Raw genomic sequence first — 22,182 nt, forward strand, 5'->3', positions numbered from 1 at the left:
ACCGCGCGCGCCGTGTCCAGACCGATGGAGTGAGAGCGGGCCCACGCGCGGGGCGAAGTGTCATGCGCTGTGCGGGGAAGGCTATGGTGTCTCCAGGCTCGAACGTGAGCCTGGAGACTTCGCATGCCGCAGTGTCGCCTGGTGTGGAGCGTGGTGATGGTCGTCCTGATGGGGGCGACTTCGGCCTGGGCAGACGAGCCTCCCGTTGAAGCGCTGGTGCCACCGCCGCGCACGGGGTGGCGCGTCCAGGGACTGCCGCTGCTCAACTTCAACAGCGACGAGGGGTTCGGCTACGGCGCGAGGCTCCTGCTGGTGGATGCGGGAGATGGCACGTACCGGCCTTATCGACACTCCCTCATCGCGCAGTTCTTCCAGACGACGCGGGGTGTGGCCACCCATCGGCTGATGATGGATTCGCCGCGCTTCTTCGACTCGGACTGGCGGTTGGGGTTGGACCTGAGCTTCATCAACGAGCGGTTCTCGCCCTACTTCGGCCAGGGCGCCGCCGCCGGATACGAGCCGGACTTCGCCCGGTGTGATGACCGGGAGCAACTGGAGGACGCGCGGGATGTGTGCGCGGGCAATCCCTCATTCCGGGGCCTGCGCTACTACAGCTTCGAGCAGCGCACGCTGCCGAGCGTCGTGTTCAACGCGCGGCGCACCCTGAGAGGGCCGCTGCAGGTGTCCGTGGGCTATCGCTTCCGCCTGACGCGGATTCGCTCGCGCTACAGCGCGAAGGACCTGGGGCAGTCGCGGGACTCTCGGCTCGAGGAGGATGCTCGGGCGGGGCTGTTGACGGGGCTGGAGGCTGGAGGAGGGGAGGGGACGTTCCGGACAGCGGAGGTGACGGCGGGGCTTTTGTGGGACTCGCGTGACAACGAGCCCGCGCCCGTGCGCGGCATGTTCCACGAGCTGGCGGCACGCGGCGCGGTGGGGGCGACGGGCAGCTCGTTCAGCTACTGGGGCTCCACGGCGAACCTGCGTTTCTACCACCCCCTGGGACATGAGCGATTGGTGGCCGCGTTGCGCCTGATGGCCGACGTGCTTGGAGGGGATGTGCCCTTCTTCCTGCTCAGCGGCTTTGGCGGAGTGGAGTGGCGTGATGGCTGGGGCGGCGTGGGCGGCCTGTTCACCGCGCGAGGGCTGCTGAAGAACCGCCTGCAGGGCGAGGTGAAGACGGTGGGCAACGGCGAGCTGCGCTGGCGCTTCCTCGACGTGCGGCCGTGGGAGCAGCCGTTGGAGTTCACGCTGGTGGCCTTCTTCGATGCGGGACAGGTGTGGACGGACCTTCGCTTTCGGGACAAGGGGTTGTTCCGGTACGCGGGAGGTGGGGGCCTGCGAGTGGCCTGGGACAACACCTTCATCGTCCGAGCGGACTACGGCGTGAGTCCTCGGGATGGCACGTCCGCCTTCTATCTCGACTTCAACCACATGTTTTGAGTGGCCGATGTCATCCGGTGGCATTGACGCCCGCGGAGGGTGCCAGCTAGCGTGACGCCACGATGATGCTCTTGAACGCGAGCTTCCTGACGACCGCCACCGGCTGCTGTTGCCGCGGCGCGTGTTGTTAGTCGAGCTGCTTCGAGCGTCCTTCGTTCCACCGGTTCGTTTCCGCTGAGTCCCGGGCCTTGGGCCTCGGACTCGTTGCTCCGGTGGTGTTCCGCGCCCCTGCGATGAGGCCCTGAACTCGTCGCGCGTGCGTGGCCTCGCGTCCCTCCGCCGGAGTCTTGCGCATGCCCATCACCCGCTTCGCGCCGCATGACGATTTCCTGCGTGTCTACTTCGCTGGAGACGGTGTTCCCCGGCACGCGGACTTCCACTGGTTCTGGTTGCGGCACAACTCGGAGCTGGACCGTCATCCGCTCACGCGCGAGCGCATCGTCTGTTCCTCGGAGCTGCCGCTGGAGCTGCGGCCTCGCGGGGTGCGGGTCTCGGAGGATGCCTCTGGCCTCGATATCGACTGGGGGGACCGTGCCGATGGGCAGGTGAGTCGGTACGCGGCGGACTGGTTGCTTGCGAATGCCTATGCGGCAGAGCGTGTCGCCGTGCCTCGGCCGCCCTCGGACAGTGTGTTGCTCACGGTGGAGGCTTCCCAGGTGCGCGAGCCGCTCGTGCCGTTCGCCTTGAAGCGACTCCAGGAGTCCGGGGCGGTCATCGTGCGGGGCTTCGAGGCGGACACGGAGGCGCTCATCGACCTCTTCGGTGGTGCCGGGCTCTCTGTCATCGAGACGCACTTCGGCCGCATCGAGGATTTGCGCACCGACAACACGACGAATCGGAACACGGACCAGCTTGGCTATACGGACAGCGCGGTGCAGTTGCACACGGACCAACCCTTCCTGGACCGACCGCCGCGCTACCAGCTCCTGCATTGCCAGCGGCCCGCCGAGACGGGTGGGGGGAACAGTGTCGTGGATGGGCTCGCGGCGGCACGCTACCTGGCGGACCAGGACGCCGCTGCCTTCGAGCTTCTGCGCACGGTGCCGGTGACGTTCCATCGCAAGCAGGCGGCGTTCGAGCGGGTGCTGGTGTCACCCGTGCTCGACTTCGATGCGCCTGAGGGCTTTCGCATCCGGTACAGCTACTTCACGCTCGCGCCGCACCGGGTGCCGTTCGCCCGGATGGAGGCGTGGTACCGCGCCTACAACCGCTTCGCGACCCTGGTCAGGGACGAGCGCCACCAGTTCCGCTTCCGACTCGGGGCGGGTGACTTCCTCCTCTATGACAACTGGCGAATGCTTCACGCTCGCACCTCGTTCACGGGTGCCCGCTGGGTTCGCGGTGTGTACTTCGATGCGCGTTGAACCCCGGAGAACACCATGCCCGCTTCGCCTCGACTGGCCCCCCACGGAGTGAGTCACCAGGAAGTCCTCGACCAGATGCGCGAGCTGCGCGCCGATGATGCGCGCTGGAAGGAAGGGAAGACGTGGAGTCTCGTCTACCACGCGGGGGATGACATCCGCCGGCTGCTCGCGGACGCCTACACGGAGTTCATGTCCGAGAATGGCCTCAGTCCGTTGGCGTTCCCCAGCCTCGCGCGTTTCGAGTCAGAGGTGGTGGCCACGGGCGCGGAGTTGTTTCACGGAGACACCGCCGCGGGGACGCTGACATCGGGAGGAACGGAGTCCATCCTGATGGCGGTGAAGACGGCCCGGGATTTCGCTCGGGAGGAGCGGGGAATCATGGCGCCGGAGATGGTGCTGCCCGCGTCCGTGCATCCGGCCTTTCAGAAGGCCGCGCACTACTTTGGCGTGAAGCCCGTCAATGTGCCACTGGGGCCGGACTTTCGCGCGGACGTGGCGGCGACTCGGGCCGCGTTGACGGCGAACACGGTGCTCGTGGTCGGCTCCGCGCCGGCCTATCCGCACGGACTGGTGGACCCGATTGCCGAACTGGCGGCGCTCGCACGGGAGCACGGTGTTCTCTTTCACGTGGATGCGTGTCTTGGGGGCTTCCTGCTGCCGTTCGCGCGGAAGTTGGGGCACGACGTGCCCGAGTTCGACTTCGCGGTGCCTGGCGTCACGAGCCTGTCGGCGGACCTGCACAAGTATGGTTATGCGGCGAAGGGGGCGTCGCTCGTGCTGTACCGCACGCCGGAGCTGCGTCGGTATCAGTTCTTCACGTACGCGGACTGGTGTGGCGGCATCTATGCGTCGCCGTCGATGGCGGGGACCCGGCCGGGAGGCGCCATCGCGGCGGCCTGGGCAGTCCTGAAGTATCTGGGGGAGGAGGGATATCTGCGGCTCGCTGGGACGGTGCTCGATACGGCGAGGGCATTGCGCGAGGGCATCACGGCCATTCCAGGCTTGAAACTGGTGGGCGAGCCGCGGCTGAGTGTCTTTGCCTTCGCGTCTGACACGTTGGATGTGTATGCGTTGGGGGATGCGATGGAGGCGCGAGGGTGGAAGTTGGACCGGCAGATGGGGCCGCCAGCGCTGCACCTGATGGTGACGCCCGCGCACGAAAAGGTGGTGGAGCCGTTCCTTGCGGACTTGAGAGAGTGTTCCGCGAGTCTGGAGCGCGGAGAGCCTGCGCCCGAGGGAAGCGCCGCCATGTACGGCATGCTGGGCGCAATCCCAGACCGGCGCGAGGCTGCGGACTTCATCCGCCAGTTCATGGACTCCATCTACGGATGAGCGCCCTCATCCAGATTCGCGCGGTGCCCTCATCCTGGTTCGGGCTCGTGGGGTCTCTCCGATGAGCGCGCTCATTCATCGTCGCACGCTGGTCTCATCCTGGTTCGGGCTCGTGGGTGCCCTCCGATGAGCGCGCTCGTCCAGGTCCTTGTCGTAGTGGGGCTTCCCGGGCTCGTGCTGCTGGGGACACGAGTCTTCAAGCCTGTGGCATGGGTAGGGCCCGTGGTGATGTGTTACGCGGCGGGCATCCTCCTGGGGAACGCACCGGGGTTGTCGCTCCATACGGGCGTGAGCCTCTCGGTGAGCGAGGCGGCGGTGCCGCTGGCGATTCCCCTCCTGTTGTTCTCCACGGATGTGCCGCGCTGGACGAGGCTGGCCCGCACGACGTTGCTGTCTTTCGCCCTCGCCTGTGTGTCCGCCCTCGTGAGTGCCACGGTGGTGGGACTCGCCTTCTCGGGGCGGATGGACGAGTGGTGGAAGATGGCCGGCATGTTGGTGGGTGTGTACGTCGGCGGTACCGCCAACATGAACGCCGTGGGCGTGGCGCTCCAGGTGCGCGAGGAGACCTTCGTGCTCCTCAACACGGCGGACATTGTCGCGGGAGCGGCCTACCTGCTCGTGCTGATGACGGTGGCACAGCGCATCGCGCTGGCCTTCCTTCCTCCGTTCCCGAATCCGACGGGCTGGGATGGTTCAACCGCGGAAGAGGAGACGCGACAGGAGGGCTTCTCCTGGCGGTTCGCACGAGGTCTGGCTCTGTCGCTGCTGCTGGCCGTCGCCATCTGCGGCGTGTCCGCAGGAGTGAGCCTGGGGCTCGCGGGTCGACTGGAGGCGACGGTGGTGCTGCTGCTCATCACCACGCTGTCGCTGGCGGCGTCCTTCATCCCGGCCGTCCGCTCCCTTCCTGGGAGCTACGCGCTGGGGGACTACGCACTGCTCGTCTTCTGCGTAGCGGTGGGGACGTTGGCGGATGCGAGTCAATTGGGGAGCGCGGGACTGTCTGTCTTCGTCTTCTGCGCCAGCGTGATGGTGTTGGCCATCGTCCTGCATTTCGGTCTGGCGGCGCTGTTCCGCATCGATGCCGACACGGTGCTGATTACCTCCACGGCCACCATCTTCGGCCCGGCCTTCATCGCCCCCGTGGCCCGAGCGCTGCGTAACCGCGAGCTGATGGTCTCTGGCATCACCACGGGGCTGATGGGCTTCGCGCTGGGGACGTACCTGGGGCTCGCCCTGTCCTGGCTCCTGCGGCCTTGACTCAAAGAGAAGCCCCCGTTCTCCAACTTCAAGAGTGCTCCATGCTACCTGTTCGTCCTGTCTCTTCTCAGGTTTGGGGTGAGCGCATGGCCGTATACATCTCCATTCGGAAGATTTCGGAAAATGCCGAAACGGCGGAGTACGCGTTCGGCCTTGATGAAACTGCCGAGGGACGGCTCGTCATGAGCAAGGCCACTGGTCAAGTTGATCTGCTCTCGGCGCATCCGGCGGATTCAAAATCCAAGGGCTTGTTCGAGCGAGCTGCGCACAAGGTTCGAAGCCATTGGCGAAAAGGCGAACTGCCCGATCGAACCTGTTGGGCGTCCTAAGGTCGCTTCGTACTTGCTGCCTTCACCCCATGGGCTCGAAGGTACTGCACGTCCATCTCCAGGCTGGGTCGGCCCACCGCGGCCTTGCGCGCTCCCAGCTCGCGCCCGAAGGCTGAACACGTCGCGTGCACACCCAATCGCGTGGGGACGTGGGACACTACGTACTTGCGCGGCCCGGTGAAGGGGCTCTTCTTCCTGTACCTTGACACTCACCGCGCTCGAAGGACATGACCGGAGAGCCCACGCTCGCCCCATGAGTGAACCGGAAGCACGCTTCCGAGGCTCCTCCACATCCAGATACTGCACCTATGATTGGAAAGGCAGCACGAGGTCGTGGACCTCGCTGAACTGGGACCAGCAGCAGCATGCGATCAACTACATCTTGGATGTCGGGGGAGTCCGATGACCGAGGCTGAAGTTCGGCGAAGCGCAGAGGCTTTTGTCGCCGCGCATGACACGAAATCATTCAGGTTCACCCTGGCGGAGGTTTGGAAGCGTGCTTTAAATCCTGGAGAGTGGGCCGTCGTCTTCGATGTGACGGACGCTGACGGTGCGTTGGTTGATGGGCCTGTGGTTGTCATTGTGGATGACGAGACTGGACGGGCTCGTTTCTCGTGATAGCCGTTTCCGTGCTGCTGCGGGTGCGGGTGCGGCCCGTGGCCTTCACCCGGGCCAGGCCGGCGCACACTCGGTCGCGGAGGCGGGCTGGTTGGTGAGGGTGGGCTGGAGTCCAGGGGGGCGGTGCCACCCCGTCAGGCCGCCTCTTCCCGAATCTCCAACGCCTCCCGGACTCCCGGGAGCGCGGAGAGCAGCTCCAGCTCCGCCGACTGGAGCACGGAGACCCGCTTGCCGGAGATGCGCTCCATCGTCAGCTCGATGCGGTGGTCCCCCGCCGCGTTGACGCGCCGGAAGATGCGGGCCCGCCGGCCCTCCGCCCGACAGGCGAGGATGTCCTTTTGGAGGCTGCGCAGGCGTCGGAACACCTTCAGCGCCATCCGCCCCTCGGGGGTGTCGAAGGTGTGGAAGTGCCGATTACGCGACAGTGGCTTGCTGGGGTCATGGAGCCTCTCCACGAGGCGCCGAACGAATGGGTCCATCGACGAGGGAGGATAACATCCGGTACCCTCCCGCTCAGCGATGCCCTGGCGAATTCGAACCCTTCCCTGGACCCTGGCGCTCCTCCTCCCGCTTGCTTGCAAGGAACCGGAGGTGGCCGCAGTCCAGAACCGTGCCCAACAGGCCCAAGCCGCCCTGGGGGAAGCCCGCGCCCAGCTCGCCAACGGGCAGCCCGGCCCCGCCCTCGTGGCCCTCAAGAAGGCCGCCACCGCCGCCCCCGACAGCGCGGAGCCCTATCTGCTGATGGCCGATGCCCACCTCATGAACAACAACATGGGCGCGGCCATCATGTCCCTCAAGCAGGCCGAGGCCCTCATCCCCGGCACGGACCCTTCCATCCAGAAGCAGCTCTCCGAGCTGTACCTGGGCAACGGCAACACCCAGGAGGCCCTCACCATCCTCTCCACCCTGCGCGACTCCGGCCTGCTCACGGAGTCGGACGTGCTCGGCCTGGCCCGGCTCCAGGCCCGCGAAGGTCAGATTGAAGCCTCCTTCGCCACGCTGGAGAGCGTCCTGCGCGACAGCCCGGACGACCCGGAGGCCAAGGCCATGGAGGCGGAAGTCCTCCTCATGAAGGGCGACGAGCTGCTCGCCGCCAACCTCATGGACAAGCTGCTCCAGCAGAACCCCGCGCACACCACCGCGCGCCTCCTGCGGGCCCGCTACTTTCTCGTCAGCGGCGTGCCGCAGATGGCCGAAGCCGACCTCCAGGCCGTCGAAGGCAAGGACGCCAACCGCGGCGACGTCGTCATGCTGCGCGCCCGCGCCCTGCTGGCCCAGGGCCGCGCGACGGACGCCGAGGCCGCCCTCAAGCCCCTGGTCGACGCCGAACCCCAGAACGCCGAGGCCCTCGCCTGGATGGCGGAGACGGTGCTCGCCCAGGGCCGCCGCGCGGATTCACTCGCCCTGGTGGACCGTGCCCTCCAGTTCCGACCCCGCCTCGCCCGCGCCCTCTATGTGCGCGGCCGTGCCCAGGAGGAAGCCAAGGATTTGAAGGGCGCCGAGGAGAGCTACCGCTTCGCCCTCAGCGCCGAGCCCCGCTTCGCGCCCGTGCACACCCGGCTGTGGCGCCTGTTCCTCCAGTCGGAGCGCAAGGTGGACGCGTACTCGTCCCTGGAGCGCCTGCTGGCGCTGGGCGAGGCCTCCCAGGAGGAGAAGGTCGCCCTGGCGAAGCTCTCCGCTCAGCTCCAGACGCAGATGGCTCGGGGCATGAAGCTCATCGACGAGGCTCTCACGCGCGAGCCCGACAACGTGGAGTACCAGGAGGTGAAGAAGGCCCTCCTGGCCGTCGCTCCCAAGCCGAAGAAGAAGTCCACCGGCCCCGTCATCATCCGTGGCGGGCGCCGCTGACCAGCAACGGCGCGGCGGGCGCTCCGGGCAGTCCCGGCGCCTCCGCCACCACGCGCTCCAGGGCCTTGAGCCCCTTGCGCTGACCCACCGCGACGGCGATGAGGTTGTCCCGGTGGAAGTAGCGCCGCGCGACTTCACGCACGCGCGCGGCGGACTGTGAGTCCACCAGGTCCGCCCGGTGCTCGAAGGTCTCCGGAGCGCGGAACAGCTCCGTGCCGCCGAACCACCCGGCCAGCTCCCCCGGGGAGTCCTGGGAGAACTCCAGCAGCATGCGGTGGCGGCGCTTGGCCCGAGCCAGCTCCTCCTCGCCAATCTCCTCGTCGCACAGCGCGCCCAGCACGCGGAACGACTCGGCCACCACCTGCGCGGCCTTCTCCGGCGCGCTGGCTGCCTCAATCTCGAACAGGCCCGAGTCGTGGTAGCCGTCCAGCGACGCGTGGACGGAGTACGCCAGTCCGCGCTTCTCCACGATTTCGAAGGGCAGCCGGGAGGACAGGCCGTCATCCAGCACGCGCCGGATGATTTGCAGCGCGGCGTAGTCGTCGTGCTGCTCGGGCACGGTGCGGAAGTTGAGGCGGAACTCCGTCTGCGACTCGTCGTGAGAGACGAAGTGCAGGCGGGGACCGGGCGCGGCCGTCGGCGGGGGCGCCTCCGTGCTGGCCGGGCCTCGCGGCAGGTGCGCGAAGGCGCGCTCGGTCAACTCCAGCACCTCCTCGCGGCGCACGCGGCCCGCGGCCGTGACGACCAGGTTGCCGGTGACGTAGTGCTGCGCGAAGTGCTCCAGCACCTGGTTGTGCGCGAGCGCGGAGACGGACTCGCGCGTGCCCGCGATTTTCAGGGCCAGCGGGTGGTCGGGGAAGAGCAGGCGCTTGGACAGGTTGTCCAGGTCGATGTCGCGCCCCTTCTCGTCCACCTCGTCCAGCATCTCCTCCAGGATGATCTGCCGCTCCACTTCCATGTCCGTGAGACGCGGACGGGTGAGCATGTCCCCGAGGATGTCCATGCCCACGCGCATGTGCGCGGGGTGCAGCGGCGTGTAGTAGTACCCGTGGTCCCGGGTGGTGACGCCGTTGAGGTTGCCGCCCACTTCCTCCACGGCGGCGTTCATCTTCACCGTGTCCGGCCAGCCCGCACTGCCCCGGAAGAACAGGTGCTCCAGGTAGTGGCTGACGCCGTTGTTGGCGAGCGTCTCGTGGCGGCTGCCCGTGCGGACGTAGATGGCGAGCAGGGCGGTGTGGAGGTGGGGCGTCTCGACGGTGACGACGCGCAGCCCGGAGGGCAGCACGTCCCGATACGATGTGAAGCTCATGCGCGTGGAAGCCTTAACACGAAGGCCGTGCCCTGGCCGGGAATACTCTGGCAGGAGAGCGAGCCCCCGTGGGCCTGGAGGATCTGCTGACTCACCGCGAGCCCCAGCCCCGTGCCCCCCTCCTTGGTGGTGAAGAACGGCTCGAAGAGGTGACGGCGCACCTCCTCCGTCATCCCCTGACCTGTATCCCGCACCGTCACCTCCACGTCCTGCTCCAGGGGGCGGGTGGCGATGGTGAGCTGCCCTCCGTAGGGCATCGCCTCGCGGCTGTTGCGCAGGAGATTGAGGAAGACCTGGCGCAACTGCCCCTCGTCGGCGAGCACGGGGGGCGTCGTCGGGGAGAACTCGCGCACCACCTCCACGCCCGCGCGCATCAGCTCCTCGCGGGAGAAGTCCAGCACGCCGTCCAGCACCGCCGTCACGTCGCGCGGGTCCAGGTCCGGCCGCTGGGGCCGCGCCATGCGCAGGTAGTGCTCGGTGACGTCCGCCAGCCGGTCCACCTCGCGGGTGACGGCGGAGAGCAAATCCTTCACCTCGTTGGCCTCGTCGGGCGCGGGGAACGTCGCGCGCTCCACCGCGTCCCCGAGCAGCTCCACGTTGAGTCCGATGGACGACAGGGGATTGCGCACCTCGTGAACAATCTGCGCGGAGATGCGGCCCACGGCGGCGAGCTGCTCGGCGCGCATCAGCGCCTCCGCCTGCGCCTTGATTTGCGCCTCGCGGGCCTGGAGCGAGCGGGCCATCTGGTCGAACGCTCGCGCGAGCACCGCCACCTCGTCGTGGCCGCGCACGCCCAATTGCGCGCTGTAGTCACCCTTGCCGATGCGGGACACGCCCTCGATGAGCGTGCGCACCGGGCGCAGCGTGCGCGCCGACCACGCGGTGGCGCCCAGACCCAGGAGGATGGCCGCGACGGAGAGGCTGATGATGGCGAGGCCCGTCTGGCGCTCGCGCTCCTCCGCGCCGTCCACGCGCTCGCGGATGCGGTTGGACAGGGACAGCCGGAGCAGTCGCAGCTCACGGCCGATGGCGTCCTCCATGGTGAGCACGTCGGCGGTGGCGCGGTCCACCTGGGCCTTGTCCGGCGCCTGCGTGGAGAACGCGTCGAACACGCTCTCCGCGGCGCGGCCATATTCGCGGTAGCGCGAGTCCAGCTCGAGGAGGCGCGCCTCCAACTCCTCGATGAAGGGCACCTCGCTCGCCGGGGCCATGTCCCGAAGCTGGGTGGCCCGCTCGCGCGTGGTGGCCAGCCGCTGGGAGATGAAGGCCGTGGGCACGTAGACGCGGGCCAGGCGGATGATGGCGCGCCGTATCTCCGCGCTGTCCTCCTCCAGCATGCGCGCGGTGTGCCGCTGCTGGTTGGCGTGGTTCATCTCCATCTCCGCCGCGTCCTGGGAGAGCTGGAGATAGCCCTGGCTCAGCAGCCGGATTTCGAGCCGGTTGCGGTGCAGCTCCGCGACGCTGAAGAGGGACACCAGGCCGAAGGTGACGAGCACCACCGCGTAGCCCAGGAAGATGCGGGTGGCGAGGGAGAGCTTCATGCGCGCAAGGACCGTGCAGCGGCCGGAGCACCATCGCTACGCGGCCCGCGCCCGGGGTGCAAGCAGCGCTGTCCTCCCGCCAGCCCCCCGGCGGGGCGACCGGCCGTCCTGGCCTCCTGACTCATGGCCCCAGAGGATAGCCCGGGGGACCGCGTCCCGCCCGGGGACATTCGTGCAAGTGGATTGCAATCGGCGTGGAGGCTCCCGCGTAGGAGTACGGGTGGTGAACCCCCTCGCTCGTCCACCAAGGAATCACGCCATGTCCCCCTCGGCCCGTGCCCCGCTGGGCGCCCTGCTTGCGCTGCTCGCGTTGCCCTCCCACGTCCTGGGCGCGGAGCCCGCGAAGGCCTCCGTCGAGCCCGCGAAGGTCGAGGCCCCCGCTGACGCCGCGACGAAACTCCTGGGCATCTGGGCCGGAGAGCCCGTCTTCGGGCCCGAGCTCCAGGGTGAGCTGACGGTGTTCCGAGAAGGGGACACGTGGCGCGCGCGCATCGCCGGGTACGAGGCACCGGGGCGCCTGGAGAAGAACGCGCTGACGGTGACGATGCCGGGAGGGCTGGGGACGTTCCGGGGTGTGGTGGGCATCGACGGCAAGCTCATCCGGGGCCACTGGGTGCAGCCGCGCGTCGTGGTGGGCGGCGTTCAGTACGCCACGCCCGTGGAGCTGCGCGTGCTCCAGAAGGGCGTGTGGCGGGGCCACGTGACGCCGTGGGCGGACCGCTTCACGCTGTACCTCGTCGTGTACGCGCGGCCTGACGGCACCATCGCCGCGTACCTGAGAGACCCGGAGAAGGGCTTCGGCAAGCAGTTCGCGTTCAACGTCTCCATGCAGGGCAACGCGGTGAAGCTGGTGGACCCGCGCGGTCCGACGACGTTCGAGGGCACCTTCGACCCGCGCTTCGGTCGGCTGACGGTGCCCATCCTCTTCCTGGGCCCCATCAACTTCACGAAGAAGGAGCGCGACCAGGCCGTGGGCCTCTATCCGCGCACGCCCGCGTCCGGGCCCTACACCTACCGGCGACCTGTCGCGGAGCAGGATGGCTGGGCGACGGCGTCGCTCTCCGACGTGGGCATGGACCCCGCCCCCATCCGCGCGCTGATGCAGCGCATCCTGGACACCGAGCCGGGCCCGTCGGCGGGGCCGCTCATCCAGGGCGTGCTCATCGCTCGCAAGGGCAAGCTCGTCGTCGAGGAGTACTTCCACGGCTTCGACAAGGAGCGCCTGCATGACCTGCGCTCCGCGTCCAAGACGCTGGCCCCGGTGCTGGTGGGCACGGCGATGGAGCAGGGTGCGAAGCTTTCACCCGAGACGCCCGTCTACTCGCTGTTCCCCTCGTACAAGAGCGCCGCGCCCGCGGATCCGCGCAAGGCCCAGCTCACGCTGGAGCACCTGATGACGATGACGTCGGGACTGGACTGCGACGAGAACAACGACGAGTCCCCCGGCAACGAGAACGCCCTCCAGGAGCAGGAGGGGGACTGGTACACGTACACGCTCGACCTGCCCTTGGGCCGGGCGCCCGGAGAGCCGCAGGCGGTGTACTGCTCGGCGGGGATGAACCTGGTGGGCGGCATGGTGCGCAACGCGACGGGCACGTGGCTGCCCGAGCACTTCGCGCGCACCGTGGCCGAGCCCCTCCAGTTCCGCCGCTACGCGATGAACCTGATGCCGGATGGAGAGGCGTACCTGGGCGGCGGCCTCTACGCGCGTCCCCGTGACGCGCTGAAGCTGGGGCAGCTCTACCTGGCGGGCGGCGTGTGGAACGGCAGGCGCGTGGTCAGCAAGCGCTGGGTCGAGCGCTCCATCACCCGCCACTCCGTGATGAGCCCGGACCGGCCCTACGGGTACGCGTGGTGGCGTCACGAACTGCGCGTGGGCGAGCGCGTCTACGCGGAATATGAAGCAGGAGGCAACGGCGGGCAGTACGTCATGGTCATCCCCGAGCTGGAGCTGACGGTGATGTTCACCGGCGGCAACTACGGCCAGTTCAACCTCTGGAAGACCTTCCGGGAGGAGCTGCTGCCCCGCTACATCCTCGCGGCGGTGCGTCGGTAGGCGGGGGTGGGAGCCCGGGCCGTGTCTTGGCTCGACGCCCGGACACAAACGTGGGTAGAAGGCCGGTCCAATGGAGCCCGTCTCGACGAAGAAAGCCTCGCTGGTGACCGAGATCTCGAAGGAGTTCACCTTCGAGGCCGCGCACCGCCTTCCCAACGTCCCCCCTGGCCACAAGTGCTCGCGCGTCCACGGGCACAGCTACCGCATTGAAATCACCGTGCGGGGGCCGGTGGACCCGCACTTCGGCTGGATTGTCGACTTCGCGGAGCTCAACGCCGCGTGGCAGCCGCTGCACGCGCTGCTGGACCACCGGCTGCTCAACGACGTGCCCGGCCTGGAGAACCCCACCAGCGAGCTGCTGGCCGCGTGGGTGTTCGAGCGGCTGAGCTTCGCCACCGCGCGCGTGGTGAAGCTGCGCGTGTCGGAGACGTGCACCTCGCAGTGCACCGTCTATCCGGCCGAAGGCTAACGCCCTCAGGTCTCCACCTGGCCCAGGTTGGCGTGGAGCACCGCGCCATTCACCGTGGGCGTGGTGGCGCAGAAGTAGAGGACGTGGGCGATCTCCTCCGGGGTGATGAGGCGCCCGAAGGTCGACTTGGCGGCGATGGTGGCGGTGCGAGCCGCGTCGTCGCCCAGGTGCTCGCGCAGCATCTCCGTGTCGGTGAAGCCCGGGCACACGCAGGCGGTGTGGATGCGCGTGCCCGCCAGGTCCTGGCAGGTGGAGCGCATCAGCCCGACGAGCGCGTGCTTCGACGTCACGTAGGAGGCATTGCCCCGCACGGCCTTCTCCGAGAGCGTGGAGCCCACGTAGAGGATGGAGGAGCCGTCGCCCAGGTAGGGCCGCGTCAGCCGGTTGAGCACGGCGGGCGCGACGACGTTGACCTCCAGCACCCGGCGAAGCTGCGCCGCCGTCAGCGTCAGCGCGTCGTCGTGGTCATAGATGGCCGCGTTGTGCACCAGGCTGACGCGCCCCTTCGCCTGTCCCACGGCGTCGCGCAGCGCGGCCTCCACGCGGGGCTCCCAGTCGCCGGAGCCCAGGTCCACGCTCAGGTCCACGACGCCCGGCACGTGGCTCGGCTGGCGCGCCAGGTTCAGCACGCCCCAGCCCTCCTGGCGAAAACGCGCGGCCAGGGCCTGCCCGATGCCCCGACTGGCGCCCGTGACGATGGCCCAGTCGTTCGTCACGGAGCCACCCACTCCCAGGAGGACGACTGCCCCGGACCGGAAGCGCACTTCACCACCAGCCGGGTGACGCCGTCCTTTCGCAGGGCGGTGCCGTCGCCCACCAGCTCCTCACCGAAGACGCGCGCCAGCTCCTCGAGCGTCACGTTCTCCACCGGGAGCACGGTGATGTCGCGCGCGAGGAAGCGCAGCTCCTCGCCGTTGAAGCGCGCCAGGACATTGCCCTTCGCGTCCCGCTCGAGCTTCAGGTGCGGGGAGTGCTCCGGGAGGAAGAACGTCTCGTTCCATGTGCGGCAGCGGGCGATGATGGTCTGCTTCAGGGGGCCGTAGTCGGACAGCATCCCGTTGTCGGCGACCTCGCCCGTCAGCGCGACGTAGACAGTGAAGTTGTGGCCGTGCAGGTTCTCGCGGTGCGTCGCGGAGAAGATGGTGAAGTGCCCGGCCGAGAACTTCATCTCTTCCTTGTAGAGCTCCAGGGTCGTCGTACGTGGCATGGGCGGCCATGGGGTTAGCACCAAGCCCCATCCACCTCAACGGGCCTGCCGAGCCTCCGGGCGGGAAGTGTCACGCCGCGGGACGTCCTGGCCCCGTCCCTGGGAAATGCGCGATTCTGGAGCGCCCATGCTCCTGCCCCTGCTCACCCTGGGTGTGCTCCTGTCCGCCCGGCCACCGGCGGACGAGAAGGTCTTCGCCCCGTGTCCCGAAGCCTCGCCCGAGTGGACGGCCGCACGCGAGCGCCTGCTGGCGCTGGATGCACGACTGGAAACCCTTCCGGACGGGGGTGACCGGAAGGCAGGCGCCAAAGCCCTGCGCGAGCTGCTCACGTCGCGCTGCTTCGCGATGAGCCGCGAGGAGCGCGAGCCGGTGCCCGAGGACGTGTCACCGCTGGCCCTGAAGGCCTGGTGGAAGCAGGGTGGACGGACCTGGGTGGAGTCCTATCTGGAGCTGGGCAAGCCCGGCGCGCGCACGGTGGTGCTGCCACCCGAGGCGCGCGAGACGCTGACGCGGGACTCCGTGAAGCCGGACCACCGGCTCGCCTCGCTGCTGTGCGCCGCGTCGGACACCGTCTGCGCGAAGGAGATGGAGGGCCCGTACACCCGGGTGGACGCGGCCTTCCTCCGCGCGCTCGACCGACCGGACGAGTCCTCCGTCGCCGAAGCGGAAGCGGAGTCTCGCAAGGGGTGCGAGGAGGATGCTCGCACCCGGCCCCAGCGCTGGCGCTACACGGCATGGCGCGGCTGCGAGGGGGGCTGGACGTCGTTCGACAAGGTGCTCCCCGTGGTGCGCATGCGGATGCCGAAGGACGGATGGCTGGTGTTGAGAGGCCGCCGGGGGCACCACGGCTTCTGTGACGAGGTGCGCGCCTACCACCTGGGGACGGGGGCGGCCTGGGTGTCGCAGAGCTGCAGCGACCTGGCGTTGTACGACGACGCGAAGCGAATCGGTCAGGTGGATGTGAAGACCACGAACGCGAACCGGCTCGCGCGAGTGAGGGTGGGCACGCTCTCCGTCGATTCGCTGCGGGAGCTGACGTGGGTGCTCCTGCTCGCCGATGAGGCCATCACCGTCGACCGTGCTCGCCCGCTCACACGCACGGTGCCGGCGGGCTACCCCATCGAATGGCGGGAGCGGCCCTCCGGAATCACCACGCGGGGAGGAGGGGGTGGAGGCAGCTTCTGGGGCAACACCGGCCAGACGACGCTGCGGTGGACGTGGTTTCCCCCCGAGAAGGCCGAACCCCTGTCCGGCGAGCTGACGTGGCCCGAGTCCGCCGACCCGGCCGATGACCACGCGGACCGCCTGCTCGTCGACGCCGAGAAGTCCTTCAAGGAAGGCTGCCCGTCACGACCCGCGCCCGTGGACCTGCTCGACTTCACGCGCCCGGCCAGCGTCAACAAGCGCGACGCACCCGAAGGTGTCACCTCCCAACAGGACGACCTCGTCACCGCGCTGCGCGACTGGCGGCCATCCCCGGGCTGCTCCGTCACCGGCAAGTGACGCCCCACCTCGGGGCGGACGCTTCAAATTGCGTTGCGCGTCAGGCCTCGGGGTAATTAGTAAGAGGCAATGTTGCAAATTACCTCCGCGGTGAGGCGTGCCCAGCCTCGAGCGTCCCGTCCCCCGGTGCGCTGTTGTCGCTCCATGTCTCGCTAGCACCTCACGGGCCCTGACGCGGGGGCCGAGCCTGTCTCCAGGCTCGGTGCGCCGCGCTCCCGCGCCCGTCCCAGACACCCACACACCCTGTCTCCCGGCGGTGCCACACCGACCGACCGGGCGACGTTCGCGCAGTCGTTCCTCGTCCTGTTTTTCACGGGCCGCCGGAGGTGCACACGCATGCGTGCGAGCGCCACCGGTGTGTCCCGACCCCTGAATGGAAGTTGGAGTCAGCCATGAATTGGAAACGTGCAGCGGTGGGAGGGGCTCTGGCCCTCCCGCTGGTGGTGGGCGGTCTTGTCCTCGCGCGCGACGAGGGTTCGGACGCGCAAGGTGGAGCAGGCCCGGCGAAGCCGGCGGCGGCTCCTGTCGTCGCGGCGGAGGTCGTCACCCGACAGGTGGCGGACAGCGCCGAATTCACCGGCACCCTCGCGGCGGTGCAGAGCGTGGAGCTGCGGCCTCGCGTCGGTGGCTATATCGATGCGGTGCGCTTCCAGGAGGGGGGCCTCGTCACCGCGGGACAGGTGTTGTTCCAGCTCGACGCGCGCACCTTCGAGGCGGCGAACGCCCGGGCCCAGGCGGACCTGCGTCAGGCCGAGGAGCGGCGCACGTTGACGGAGAAGAAGTTCGAGCGCGGTGAGAAGCTCGTGGCCGAGCAGGCCATCTCCCGGGGCGACTTCGATGTGTTGATGGCGGAGCGCGCGGAGGCCCGCGCCCGGGTCGAGTCCGCGAAGGCGGCGGCTCGCTCGGCGGAGATCGACCTGCATGACACCCGCGTGCGTGCGCCCGTGAGTGGTCGGGTGGGGCGGGCGCTGGTGACGGCGGGCAACCTGGTCAGCGGCGGCAGCGCCAACGCCACGTTGCTCACCACCATCGTCTCGGTGGAGCCGTTCTACGTCTACTTCGACGTGGACGAGGCGACGTACCTGCGCTTCGCGGGCACGGCCTCGGGGGCGCGCGGCAAGGACGGCCGCGTCAACGCGGTGCCCGTGCGTGTGGCGCTGACGGGTGAGGAGGGCTTCCCACGTGAGGCCCGGTTGGACTTCCTGGACAATCAGGTGGCGGCGGTGACGGGCACGGCGCGAGCGCGCGCGGTGTTGCCCAACCCGGATGGGAAGCTGACGGCGGGCCTGTTCGCCCGGGTGCGGTTGGAGACGGGCACGGCGCGGCCCACCATCCTCATCCAGGACCAGGCGGTGGGGACGGACCAGAAGGGGCGCTACGTGCTCGTCGTCCGTCCGGACCAGACGCTGGAGCAGCGGCGCGTGGAGCTGGGGACCACCGAGGGCGGGCTGCGCGTGGTGCGCGAGGGCCTGTCGGCGGGTGAGCGCGTGGTGCTCAAGGGCATGGCGCGGCCGGGCATGGCGGTGGCGCCGACGATGGTGGCCATGGCCGGCTCCGAGCACGCCGAGGGGGCGCGGCCGTGAAGTTCGCGCATTTCTTCGTGGACCGGCCCATCTTCGCGGCCGTGTTGTCCGTGCTGCTGCTGATTGGCGGTGGCCTGTCCCTGATTCAGCTTCCGTTGAGCGAGTACCCGGCCGTGTCACCGCCCACGGTGGTGGTGCGCGCGGCCTATCCGGGCGCGGACCCGGGCGTCATCGCGGAGACGGTGGCCGCGCCGTTGGAGCAGGAGATCAACGGCGTGGAGGGCATGCTCTACATGTCCTCGCAGGCGACGAGTGATGGCCGGGTGGCCGTCACCATCACCTTCGCCATGGGCGTGAATCCGGACACCGCGCAGGTGCAGGTGCAGAACCGGGTGGCCCGCGCGATTCCCCGCCTGCCCGCGGAGGTGCAGCGGCTGGGCGTGCTCACCGAGAAGTCGAGTCCGGACCTGCTGATGGTGGTGCACCTGGTGTCGCCGGACGAGTCGCTGGAGCCGCTCTATCTCTCCAACTACGCGGTGCTCCAGGTGCGCGACGTCCTCCAGCGCGTCCCGGGCGTGGGGGGTGTCAGTGTGCTGGGCGCGGGCGAGTACAGCATGCGCGTCTGGTTGGACCCCCAGTTGCTCGCCGCGCGCGGCCTCACCGCGAGCGACGTGGTGGGCGCAATCCGTGAGCAGAACGTGCAGGTGGCGGCGGGTGTCATCGGCCAGCAGCCGGATGAGCGCTCCGCCTTCCAGCTCACCGTCACCACCCAGGGACGCCTCACGGACGAGGAGCAGTTCCGCGACATCGTCGTGAAGGTGGGCGAGAGCGGACAGGTGACGCACCTGCGCGACGTGGCCCGGGTGGAGCTGGGCGCCAACTCCTATTCCGTGCGCGCCCGGTTGGATGGGAAGTCGGCGGTGGCCATCGGCATCAACCAGGCCTCGGGCTCCAACGCGCTGGACGTGTCCGCGGGCATCCGCGCCCGGATGGACGAGCTGAGCCAGGCGTTCCCCAAGGGCATGGAGTACCGCATTGCGTATGACCCGACGCTCTTCGTGCGCACGTCCATCCGCAACGTGGTGACGACGCTGCTGGAGGCGGTGGTGCTGGTGGTGCTGGTGGTGTTGCTGTTCCTCCAGACGTGGCGCGCCTCCATCATCCCGCTGGCGGCGGTGCCCGTGTCGCTGGTGGGCACGGCGGCGGTGATGCACATGTTGGGCTTCTCGCTCAACACGCTGTCCCTCTTCGGACTCGTGCTCTCCATCGGCATCGTCGTCGACGACGCCATCGTCGTGGTGGAGAACGTGGAGCGACACATCGCCCAGGGCGTCAATCCCAAGGAGGCGGCCCGTCGGGCGATGACCGAAGTGACGGGCCCCATCATCGCGATTACCTCCGTGCTGTCGGCGGTGTTCGTCCCCACGGCGTTCCTCGGCGGACTCACGGGCCAGTTCTATCGGCAGTTCGCGCTGACCATCGCCATCTCCACCATCCTCTCGGCCTTCAACTCGCTGACGCTCAGCCCGGCGCTCGCCGGGGTGCTGCTGCGCGGGCACCACGGACCCAAGGACGGCCTCACGCGCTTCATGGACAAGGCGTTTGGCGGCTGGCTCTTCGGGCCCTTCAACCGCTTCTTCGACAAGGCCTCCGCTGGCTACGTGTCGCTGGTGAAGCGGGTGGTGCGCGTCAGCGCGCTGGCGCTCGTCGTATACGGAGGCCTGCTGCTCCTGACGTGGGTGGGCTTCGCCAAGGTGCCGGCGGGCTTCGTGCCCATGCAGGACAAGTACTACCTGGTGGGGCTGGCGCAGCTTCCTCCCGCGTCCTCGCTGGAGCGGACGGACGACGTGGCGAAGCGGATGTCGGCGCTGATGCTGGCGGAGAAGGGCGTGGCGAGCGTCGTGGCCTTCTCCGGCATCACCATCAACGGCTTCGTCAACTCCCCCAACTCGGCCGTCGTCTTCGCGGTTCTCGACGACTTCGAGCAGCGCAAGACGAAGGACTTGTCGGCGAACGCCATCGCGGGCCGGCTCCAGGCGAAGCTGGGCGGCATCCAGGAGGGCTTCGCGGCCATCTTCCCTCCGCCCCCGGTGCCGGGCATGGGTTCCATGGCGGGCTTCAAGCTCCAGGTGGAGGACCGCGCGGGGCTGGGGCCGGAGGCGCTCTACGCCGCCACGCAGGCGCTGGTGCAGAAAGCTTCGGCCGAGCCCCAGTTGATGGGCCTGATGTCGGGCTTTGAAATCAACGTGCCTCAGCTCCAGGCGGACGTGGACCGGGTGAAGGCGAAGCAGCAGGGCGTGCCGCTGGGCTCGGTGTTCGAGACGCTCCAGATTCACCTGGGCTCGCTGTATGTGAATGACTTCAACCGCTTCGGGCGCACCTACCAGGTGAACGTCCAGGCGGACGCGAAGCACCGCATGGAGCCGGAGGACATCGGCCGACTCCAGGTTCGCAACCCGCAGGGCGGCATGGTGCCGCTGGCGTCACTGGTGACGGTGAAGCCCTCGTTTGGTCCGGACCAGGTGCTGCGCTACAACGGATATCCCTCCGCGGATATCAACGGCGCGGCGGCGCCCGGGGTGAGCACGGGACAGGCGGTGGCGGCGATGGAGCGCGTGGCGGCCGAGACGCTTCCGGCCGGCATGAGCTTCGAGTGGACCGACCTGACGTACCAGGAGAAGCTCGCCGGCAAGGAAGGCCTGTTCGTCTTCCCGCTCGCCATCCTGCTGGCCTTCCTCATCCTGGCGGCGCAGTACAACAGCTGGTCGCTGCCGCTGGCGGTGTTGCTCACGGTGCCGCTGGCGTTGCTCAGCGCGATTGCCGGAGTGTGGTTCGTGGGTGGGGACAACAACATCTTCACGCAGATCGGGCTCGTGGTGCTCGTGGGCCTGGCGGCGAAGAACGCCATCCTCATCGTCGAGTTCGCGCGGGCGCAGGAAGACGAGGGCGTGGGCGTGGTGCAGGCGGCGCTCGAGGCGTGCCGGCTGCGGCTGCGGCCCATCCTGATGACCTCCATCGCCTTCATCATGGGCGTGGTGCCGCTGGCGCTGGCCACGGGCGCGGGCGCGGAGATGCGCCAGGCGATGGGCGTGGCGGTGTTCGCGGGCATGCTCGGCGTGACGCTGTTCGGGCTGGTGCTGACGCCCATCTTCTACATCGTCATCCGGAAGTTCGCGCTGCGCGGGGCGGAGCGAGAGGCTCCCGTGATTCCTGCGGGAGCGACGGGCGCCGAAGGGCACTGAGCGCCGCGTCATCCGACGGATGACACCAGGTTGTCGAAGAGGGCTGCCTCCACCGCGGGGCGGCCCTCTTTGCTTTTGGGAGGAGACGCGCGGCTCGCTCAATCGCGACACGGCGGGGGCCAGCGTGACGCGTCAGGTGCACTCCCGGGGCGGGGCCTGACACGTCAACCGCTCACTTCAGTCCAGACTCCTCGCGCGGCTTCCCTCGCCGCAGTCCCTTCGCGCGCGTGGTCTTCGGCTTGCACAAGGCGTCTCGAACTTGAAATCCGAGGGGTCGATGCGCTTCGTGCTGGGAGTCGTTGTCGCGGTGGGGCTGGTGGGCTGTGGTGGTCCGGACGTGCAGGGTGTCGATGCGGTGGAGAGCATCGGCCAGGAGATTGTCGGAGGGGTGGAGGCACGCCAGGGGAGCCACCCCTGGAACGTCAGCATGCAGCAGAACGGGAGCCACTTCTGTGGCGCCTCGATCATCCGGGTCAGCGCGACGAAGAATGAGTCGGACATCGTCGTCACGGCCGCGCACTGCGTCTACGACGGCACGTCTGGATTGACGGTCTCTGCGGGCGTGCACGACCTTGGGAGGCCCGGGGCGGGTGCCCAGACGGTTCGAGGAGTGAGGACGGTCTACCATCCGGCCTACGACCCGGACACGACGATGAACGACATCGCCGTGGTCAAGCTCGAGAAGCCTCTCAAGTTCTCCGCCACGGTCCAGCCCATCCTGCTCCCGCTCGCGGGAGAGACCGTCCCGGACAATGTCGAGGCGACGGTGGCGGGGTGGGGCCTCACGCGCGAGGGCGGATATGACACGTCCCCTGTGCTGATGCAGGTGGGGGTCCCCACCATCGCGCATCGGCAGGTGGCGGCGTCCTACCGTTCCCAGGGTATCCACATCGACCCATACGCGATGCTCGGGGCCGGGTACAGCCAGGGGGGCAAGGACGCCTGTCAGGGCGACAGCGGGGGACCGCTCTTCATTCTCGGAGCGCAGGGCAAACCCGTGCTTCAGGGCGTCGTGAGCTTTGGCGTGGGCTGCGCGAGGCCCGGCCTGCCCGGCATCTATGCCCGGGTCTCCAACTACATCCCGTGGATCAATACCCAGGTTCGCCTCCTGAGCGTCACGGCGAGGCCGTAGTCCGCCCGGGC

At 68.7% G+C, this 22,182-nt stretch carries 17 protein-coding genes; 12 read left to right on the top strand and 5 right to left on the bottom strand.

Annotated features, from left to right (window positions below):
* Positions 1-123 precede the first annotated feature (123 nt).
* The 5 genes from HUA75_RS05765 to HUA75_RS05785 all read left to right on the top strand — a co-directional run bounded on the left by HUA75_RS05765 (position 124) and on the right by HUA75_RS05785 (position 5,722).
* On the top strand, positions 124-1,440 hold the full coding sequence (locus HUA75_RS05765) for a BamA/TamA family outer membrane protein (RefSeq protein ID WP_174485740.1): 1,317 nt from the start codon (positions 124-126) through the stop codon (positions 1,438-1,440).
* Positions 1,441-1,733: 293 nt separating this feature from the next.
* The gene (locus HUA75_RS05770; RefSeq protein WP_174485741.1) at positions 1,734-2,804 is read left to right on the top strand and encodes a TauD/TfdA family dioxygenase; all 1,071 of its coding nucleotides are present in this window, start codon (positions 1,734-1,736) and stop codon (positions 2,802-2,804) included.
* Between the two features lie 15 nt (positions 2,805-2,819).
* Positions 2,820-4,136 carry an aspartate aminotransferase family protein gene (locus HUA75_RS05775; protein WP_174485742.1) on the top strand — a complete coding sequence of 439 codons (1,317 nt, stop codon included), beginning with the start codon at positions 2,820-2,822 and terminating at the stop codon, positions 4,134-4,136.
* Positions 4,137-4,262: 126 nt separating this feature from the next.
* Positions 4,263-5,393, top strand: coding sequence for a DUF819 family protein (locus tag HUA75_RS05780; RefSeq protein WP_174485743.1), 1,131 nt, complete (start codon positions 4,263-4,265; stop codon positions 5,391-5,393).
* 86 nt (positions 5,394-5,479) lie between these two features.
* Positions 5,480-5,722, top strand: a complete 243-nt coding sequence (locus tag HUA75_RS05785; RefSeq protein WP_174485744.1) for a hypothetical protein — start codon at positions 5,480-5,482, stop codon at positions 5,720-5,722.
* 752 nt (positions 5,723-6,474) lie between these two features.
* Here the strand turns inward: HUA75_RS05785 and HUA75_RS05790 are convergent.
* Complete coding sequence (locus tag HUA75_RS05790; RefSeq protein WP_254627366.1) at positions 6,475-6,717, bottom strand: hypothetical protein; 243 nt, start codon at positions 6,715-6,717, stop codon at positions 6,475-6,477.
* Positions 6,718-6,931: 214 nt separating this feature from the next.
* On the opposite strand from HUA75_RS05790, the gene HUA75_RS05795 reads away from it, so the two are divergent.
* The gene (locus HUA75_RS05795) at positions 6,932-8,188 is read left to right on the top strand and encodes a lipopolysaccharide assembly protein LapB (RefSeq protein ID WP_246137310.1); all 1,257 of its coding nucleotides are present in this window, start codon (positions 6,932-6,934) and stop codon (positions 8,186-8,188) included.
* Here HUA75_RS05795 and HUA75_RS05800 read toward each other — a convergent pair.
* Both HUA75_RS05800 and HUA75_RS05805 read right to left on the bottom strand, forming a co-directional pair.
* Positions 8,166-9,497 carry a pitrilysin family protein gene (locus tag HUA75_RS05800; RefSeq protein ID WP_141644188.1) on the bottom strand — a complete coding sequence of 444 codons (1,332 nt, stop codon included), beginning with the start codon at positions 9,495-9,497 and terminating at the stop codon, positions 8,166-8,168. The genes HUA75_RS05795 and HUA75_RS05800 overlap by 23 nt on opposite strands.
* On the bottom strand, positions 9,494-11,038 hold the full coding sequence (locus HUA75_RS05805) for a HAMP domain-containing sensor histidine kinase (RefSeq protein WP_141644189.1): 1,545 nt from the start codon (positions 11,036-11,038) through the stop codon (positions 9,494-9,496). Before HUA75_RS05805 ends, HUA75_RS05800 begins: the two co-directional genes overlap by 4 nt.
* 259 nt (positions 11,039-11,297) lie before the next feature.
* Between HUA75_RS05805 and HUA75_RS05810 the strand changes: the two genes are divergently transcribed.
* Positions 11,298-13,094, top strand: coding sequence for a serine hydrolase (locus HUA75_RS05810; RefSeq protein ID WP_174485745.1), 1,797 nt, complete (start codon positions 11,298-11,300; stop codon positions 13,092-13,094).
* A 100-nt stretch (positions 13,095-13,194) separates the two neighbouring features.
* A complete protein-coding gene (gene queD, locus HUA75_RS05815) occupies positions 13,195-13,563 on the top strand; it encodes a 6-carboxytetrahydropterin synthase QueD (RefSeq protein WP_275902352.1) in 369 nt (122 codons plus the stop codon).
* Positions 13,564-13,568: 5 nt separating this feature from the next.
* On the opposite strand, the gene HUA75_RS05820 is transcribed toward queD, so the two are convergent.
* Together HUA75_RS05820 and HUA75_RS05825 are read right to left on the bottom strand one after the other, a co-directional pair.
* Positions 13,569-14,279, bottom strand: coding sequence for an SDR family NAD(P)-dependent oxidoreductase (locus HUA75_RS05820; RefSeq protein WP_141644192.1), 711 nt, complete (start codon positions 14,277-14,279; stop codon positions 13,569-13,571).
* A complete protein-coding gene (locus HUA75_RS05825; protein WP_141644193.1) occupies positions 14,276-14,770 on the bottom strand; it encodes a 6-carboxytetrahydropterin synthase in 495 nt (164 codons plus the stop codon). The genes HUA75_RS05820 and HUA75_RS05825 overlap by 4 nt, the downstream gene beginning before the upstream one ends.
* Positions 14,771-14,897: 127 nt before the next feature.
* Here HUA75_RS05825 and HUA75_RS05830 point away from each other — a divergent pair, with 127 nt between their 5' ends.
* The 4 genes from HUA75_RS05830 (at position 14,898) to HUA75_RS05845 (ending at position 22,171) form a co-directional block, all read left to right on the top strand.
* The gene (locus HUA75_RS05830) at positions 14,898-16,274 is read left to right on the top strand and encodes a hypothetical protein (RefSeq protein ID WP_174485746.1); all 1,377 of its coding nucleotides are present in this window, start codon (positions 14,898-14,900) and stop codon (positions 16,272-16,274) included.
* Positions 16,275-16,666: 392 nt separating this feature from the next.
* Entirely contained in the window at positions 16,667-17,857 is a 1,191-nt protein-coding gene (locus HUA75_RS05835) for an efflux RND transporter periplasmic adaptor subunit (protein ID WP_141644195.1), read from the top strand.
* Positions 17,854-21,039: an efflux RND transporter permease subunit gene (locus HUA75_RS05840; protein ID WP_141644196.1), complete on the top strand. Its 3,186-nt coding sequence runs from the start codon at positions 17,854-17,856 to the stop codon at positions 21,037-21,039. Before HUA75_RS05835 ends, HUA75_RS05840 begins: the two co-directional genes overlap by 4 nt.
* A gap of 277 nt (positions 21,040-21,316) precedes the next feature.
* Positions 21,317-22,171, top strand: a complete 855-nt coding sequence (locus tag HUA75_RS05845) for a serine protease (RefSeq protein ID WP_174485747.1) — start codon at positions 21,317-21,319, stop codon at positions 22,169-22,171.
* The last annotated feature ends 11 nt before the right edge of the window (positions 22,172-22,182 follow it).

The sequence above is a fragment of the Myxococcus sp. CA040A genome (assembly GCF_013336725.1).
GTDB classification, from domain to species: Bacteria; Myxococcota; Myxococcia; order Myxococcales; family Myxococcaceae; genus Myxococcus; species Myxococcus llanfairpwllgwyngyllgogerychwyrndrobwllllantysiliogogogochensis.

What these genes read in the sequence shown, in the direction of transcription:
- HUA75_RS05765 (WP_174485740.1), top strand. Translation starts at nt 124, where the DNA reads ATGCCGCAGTGTCGCCTGGTGTGGAGCGTGGTGATGGTCGTCCTGATG.
- HUA75_RS05770 (WP_174485741.1), top strand. Translation starts at nt 1,734, where the DNA reads ATGCCCATCACCCGCTTCGCGCCGCATGACGATTTCCTGCGTGTCTAC.
- HUA75_RS05775 (WP_174485742.1), top strand. Translation starts at nt 2,820, where the DNA reads ATGCCCGCTTCGCCTCGACTGGCCCCCCACGGAGTGAGTCACCAGGAA.
- HUA75_RS05780 (WP_174485743.1), top strand. Translation starts at nt 4,263, where the DNA reads ATGAGCGCGCTCGTCCAGGTCCTTGTCGTAGTGGGGCTTCCCGGGCTC.
- HUA75_RS05785 (WP_174485744.1), top strand. Translation starts at nt 5,480, where the DNA reads ATGGCCGTATACATCTCCATTCGGAAGATTTCGGAAAATGCCGAAACG.
- HUA75_RS05790 (WP_254627366.1), bottom strand. Translation starts at nt 6,717, where the DNA reads ATGGCGCTGAAGGTGTTCCGACGCCTGCGCAGCCTCCAAAAGGACATC.
- HUA75_RS05800 (WP_141644188.1), bottom strand. Translation starts at nt 9,497, where the DNA reads ATGAGCTTCACATCGTATCGGGACGTGCTGCCCTCCGGGCTGCGCGTC.
- HUA75_RS05805 (WP_141644189.1), bottom strand. Translation starts at nt 11,038, where the DNA reads ATGAAGCTCTCCCTCGCCACCCGCATCTTCCTGGGCTACGCGGTGGTG.
- HUA75_RS05810 (WP_174485745.1), top strand. Translation starts at nt 11,298, where the DNA reads ATGTCCCCCTCGGCCCGTGCCCCGCTGGGCGCCCTGCTTGCGCTGCTC.
- HUA75_RS05825 (WP_141644193.1), bottom strand. Translation starts at nt 14,770, where the DNA reads ATGCCACGTACGACGACCCTGGAGCTCTACAAGGAAGAGATGAAGTTC.
- HUA75_RS05830 (WP_174485746.1), top strand. Translation starts at nt 14,898, where the DNA reads ATGCTCCTGCCCCTGCTCACCCTGGGTGTGCTCCTGTCCGCCCGGCCA.
- HUA75_RS05835 (WP_141644195.1), top strand. Translation starts at nt 16,667, where the DNA reads ATGAATTGGAAACGTGCAGCGGTGGGAGGGGCTCTGGCCCTCCCGCTG.
- HUA75_RS05845 (WP_174485747.1), top strand. Translation starts at nt 21,317, where the DNA reads ATGCGCTTCGTGCTGGGAGTCGTTGTCGCGGTGGGGCTGGTGGGCTGT.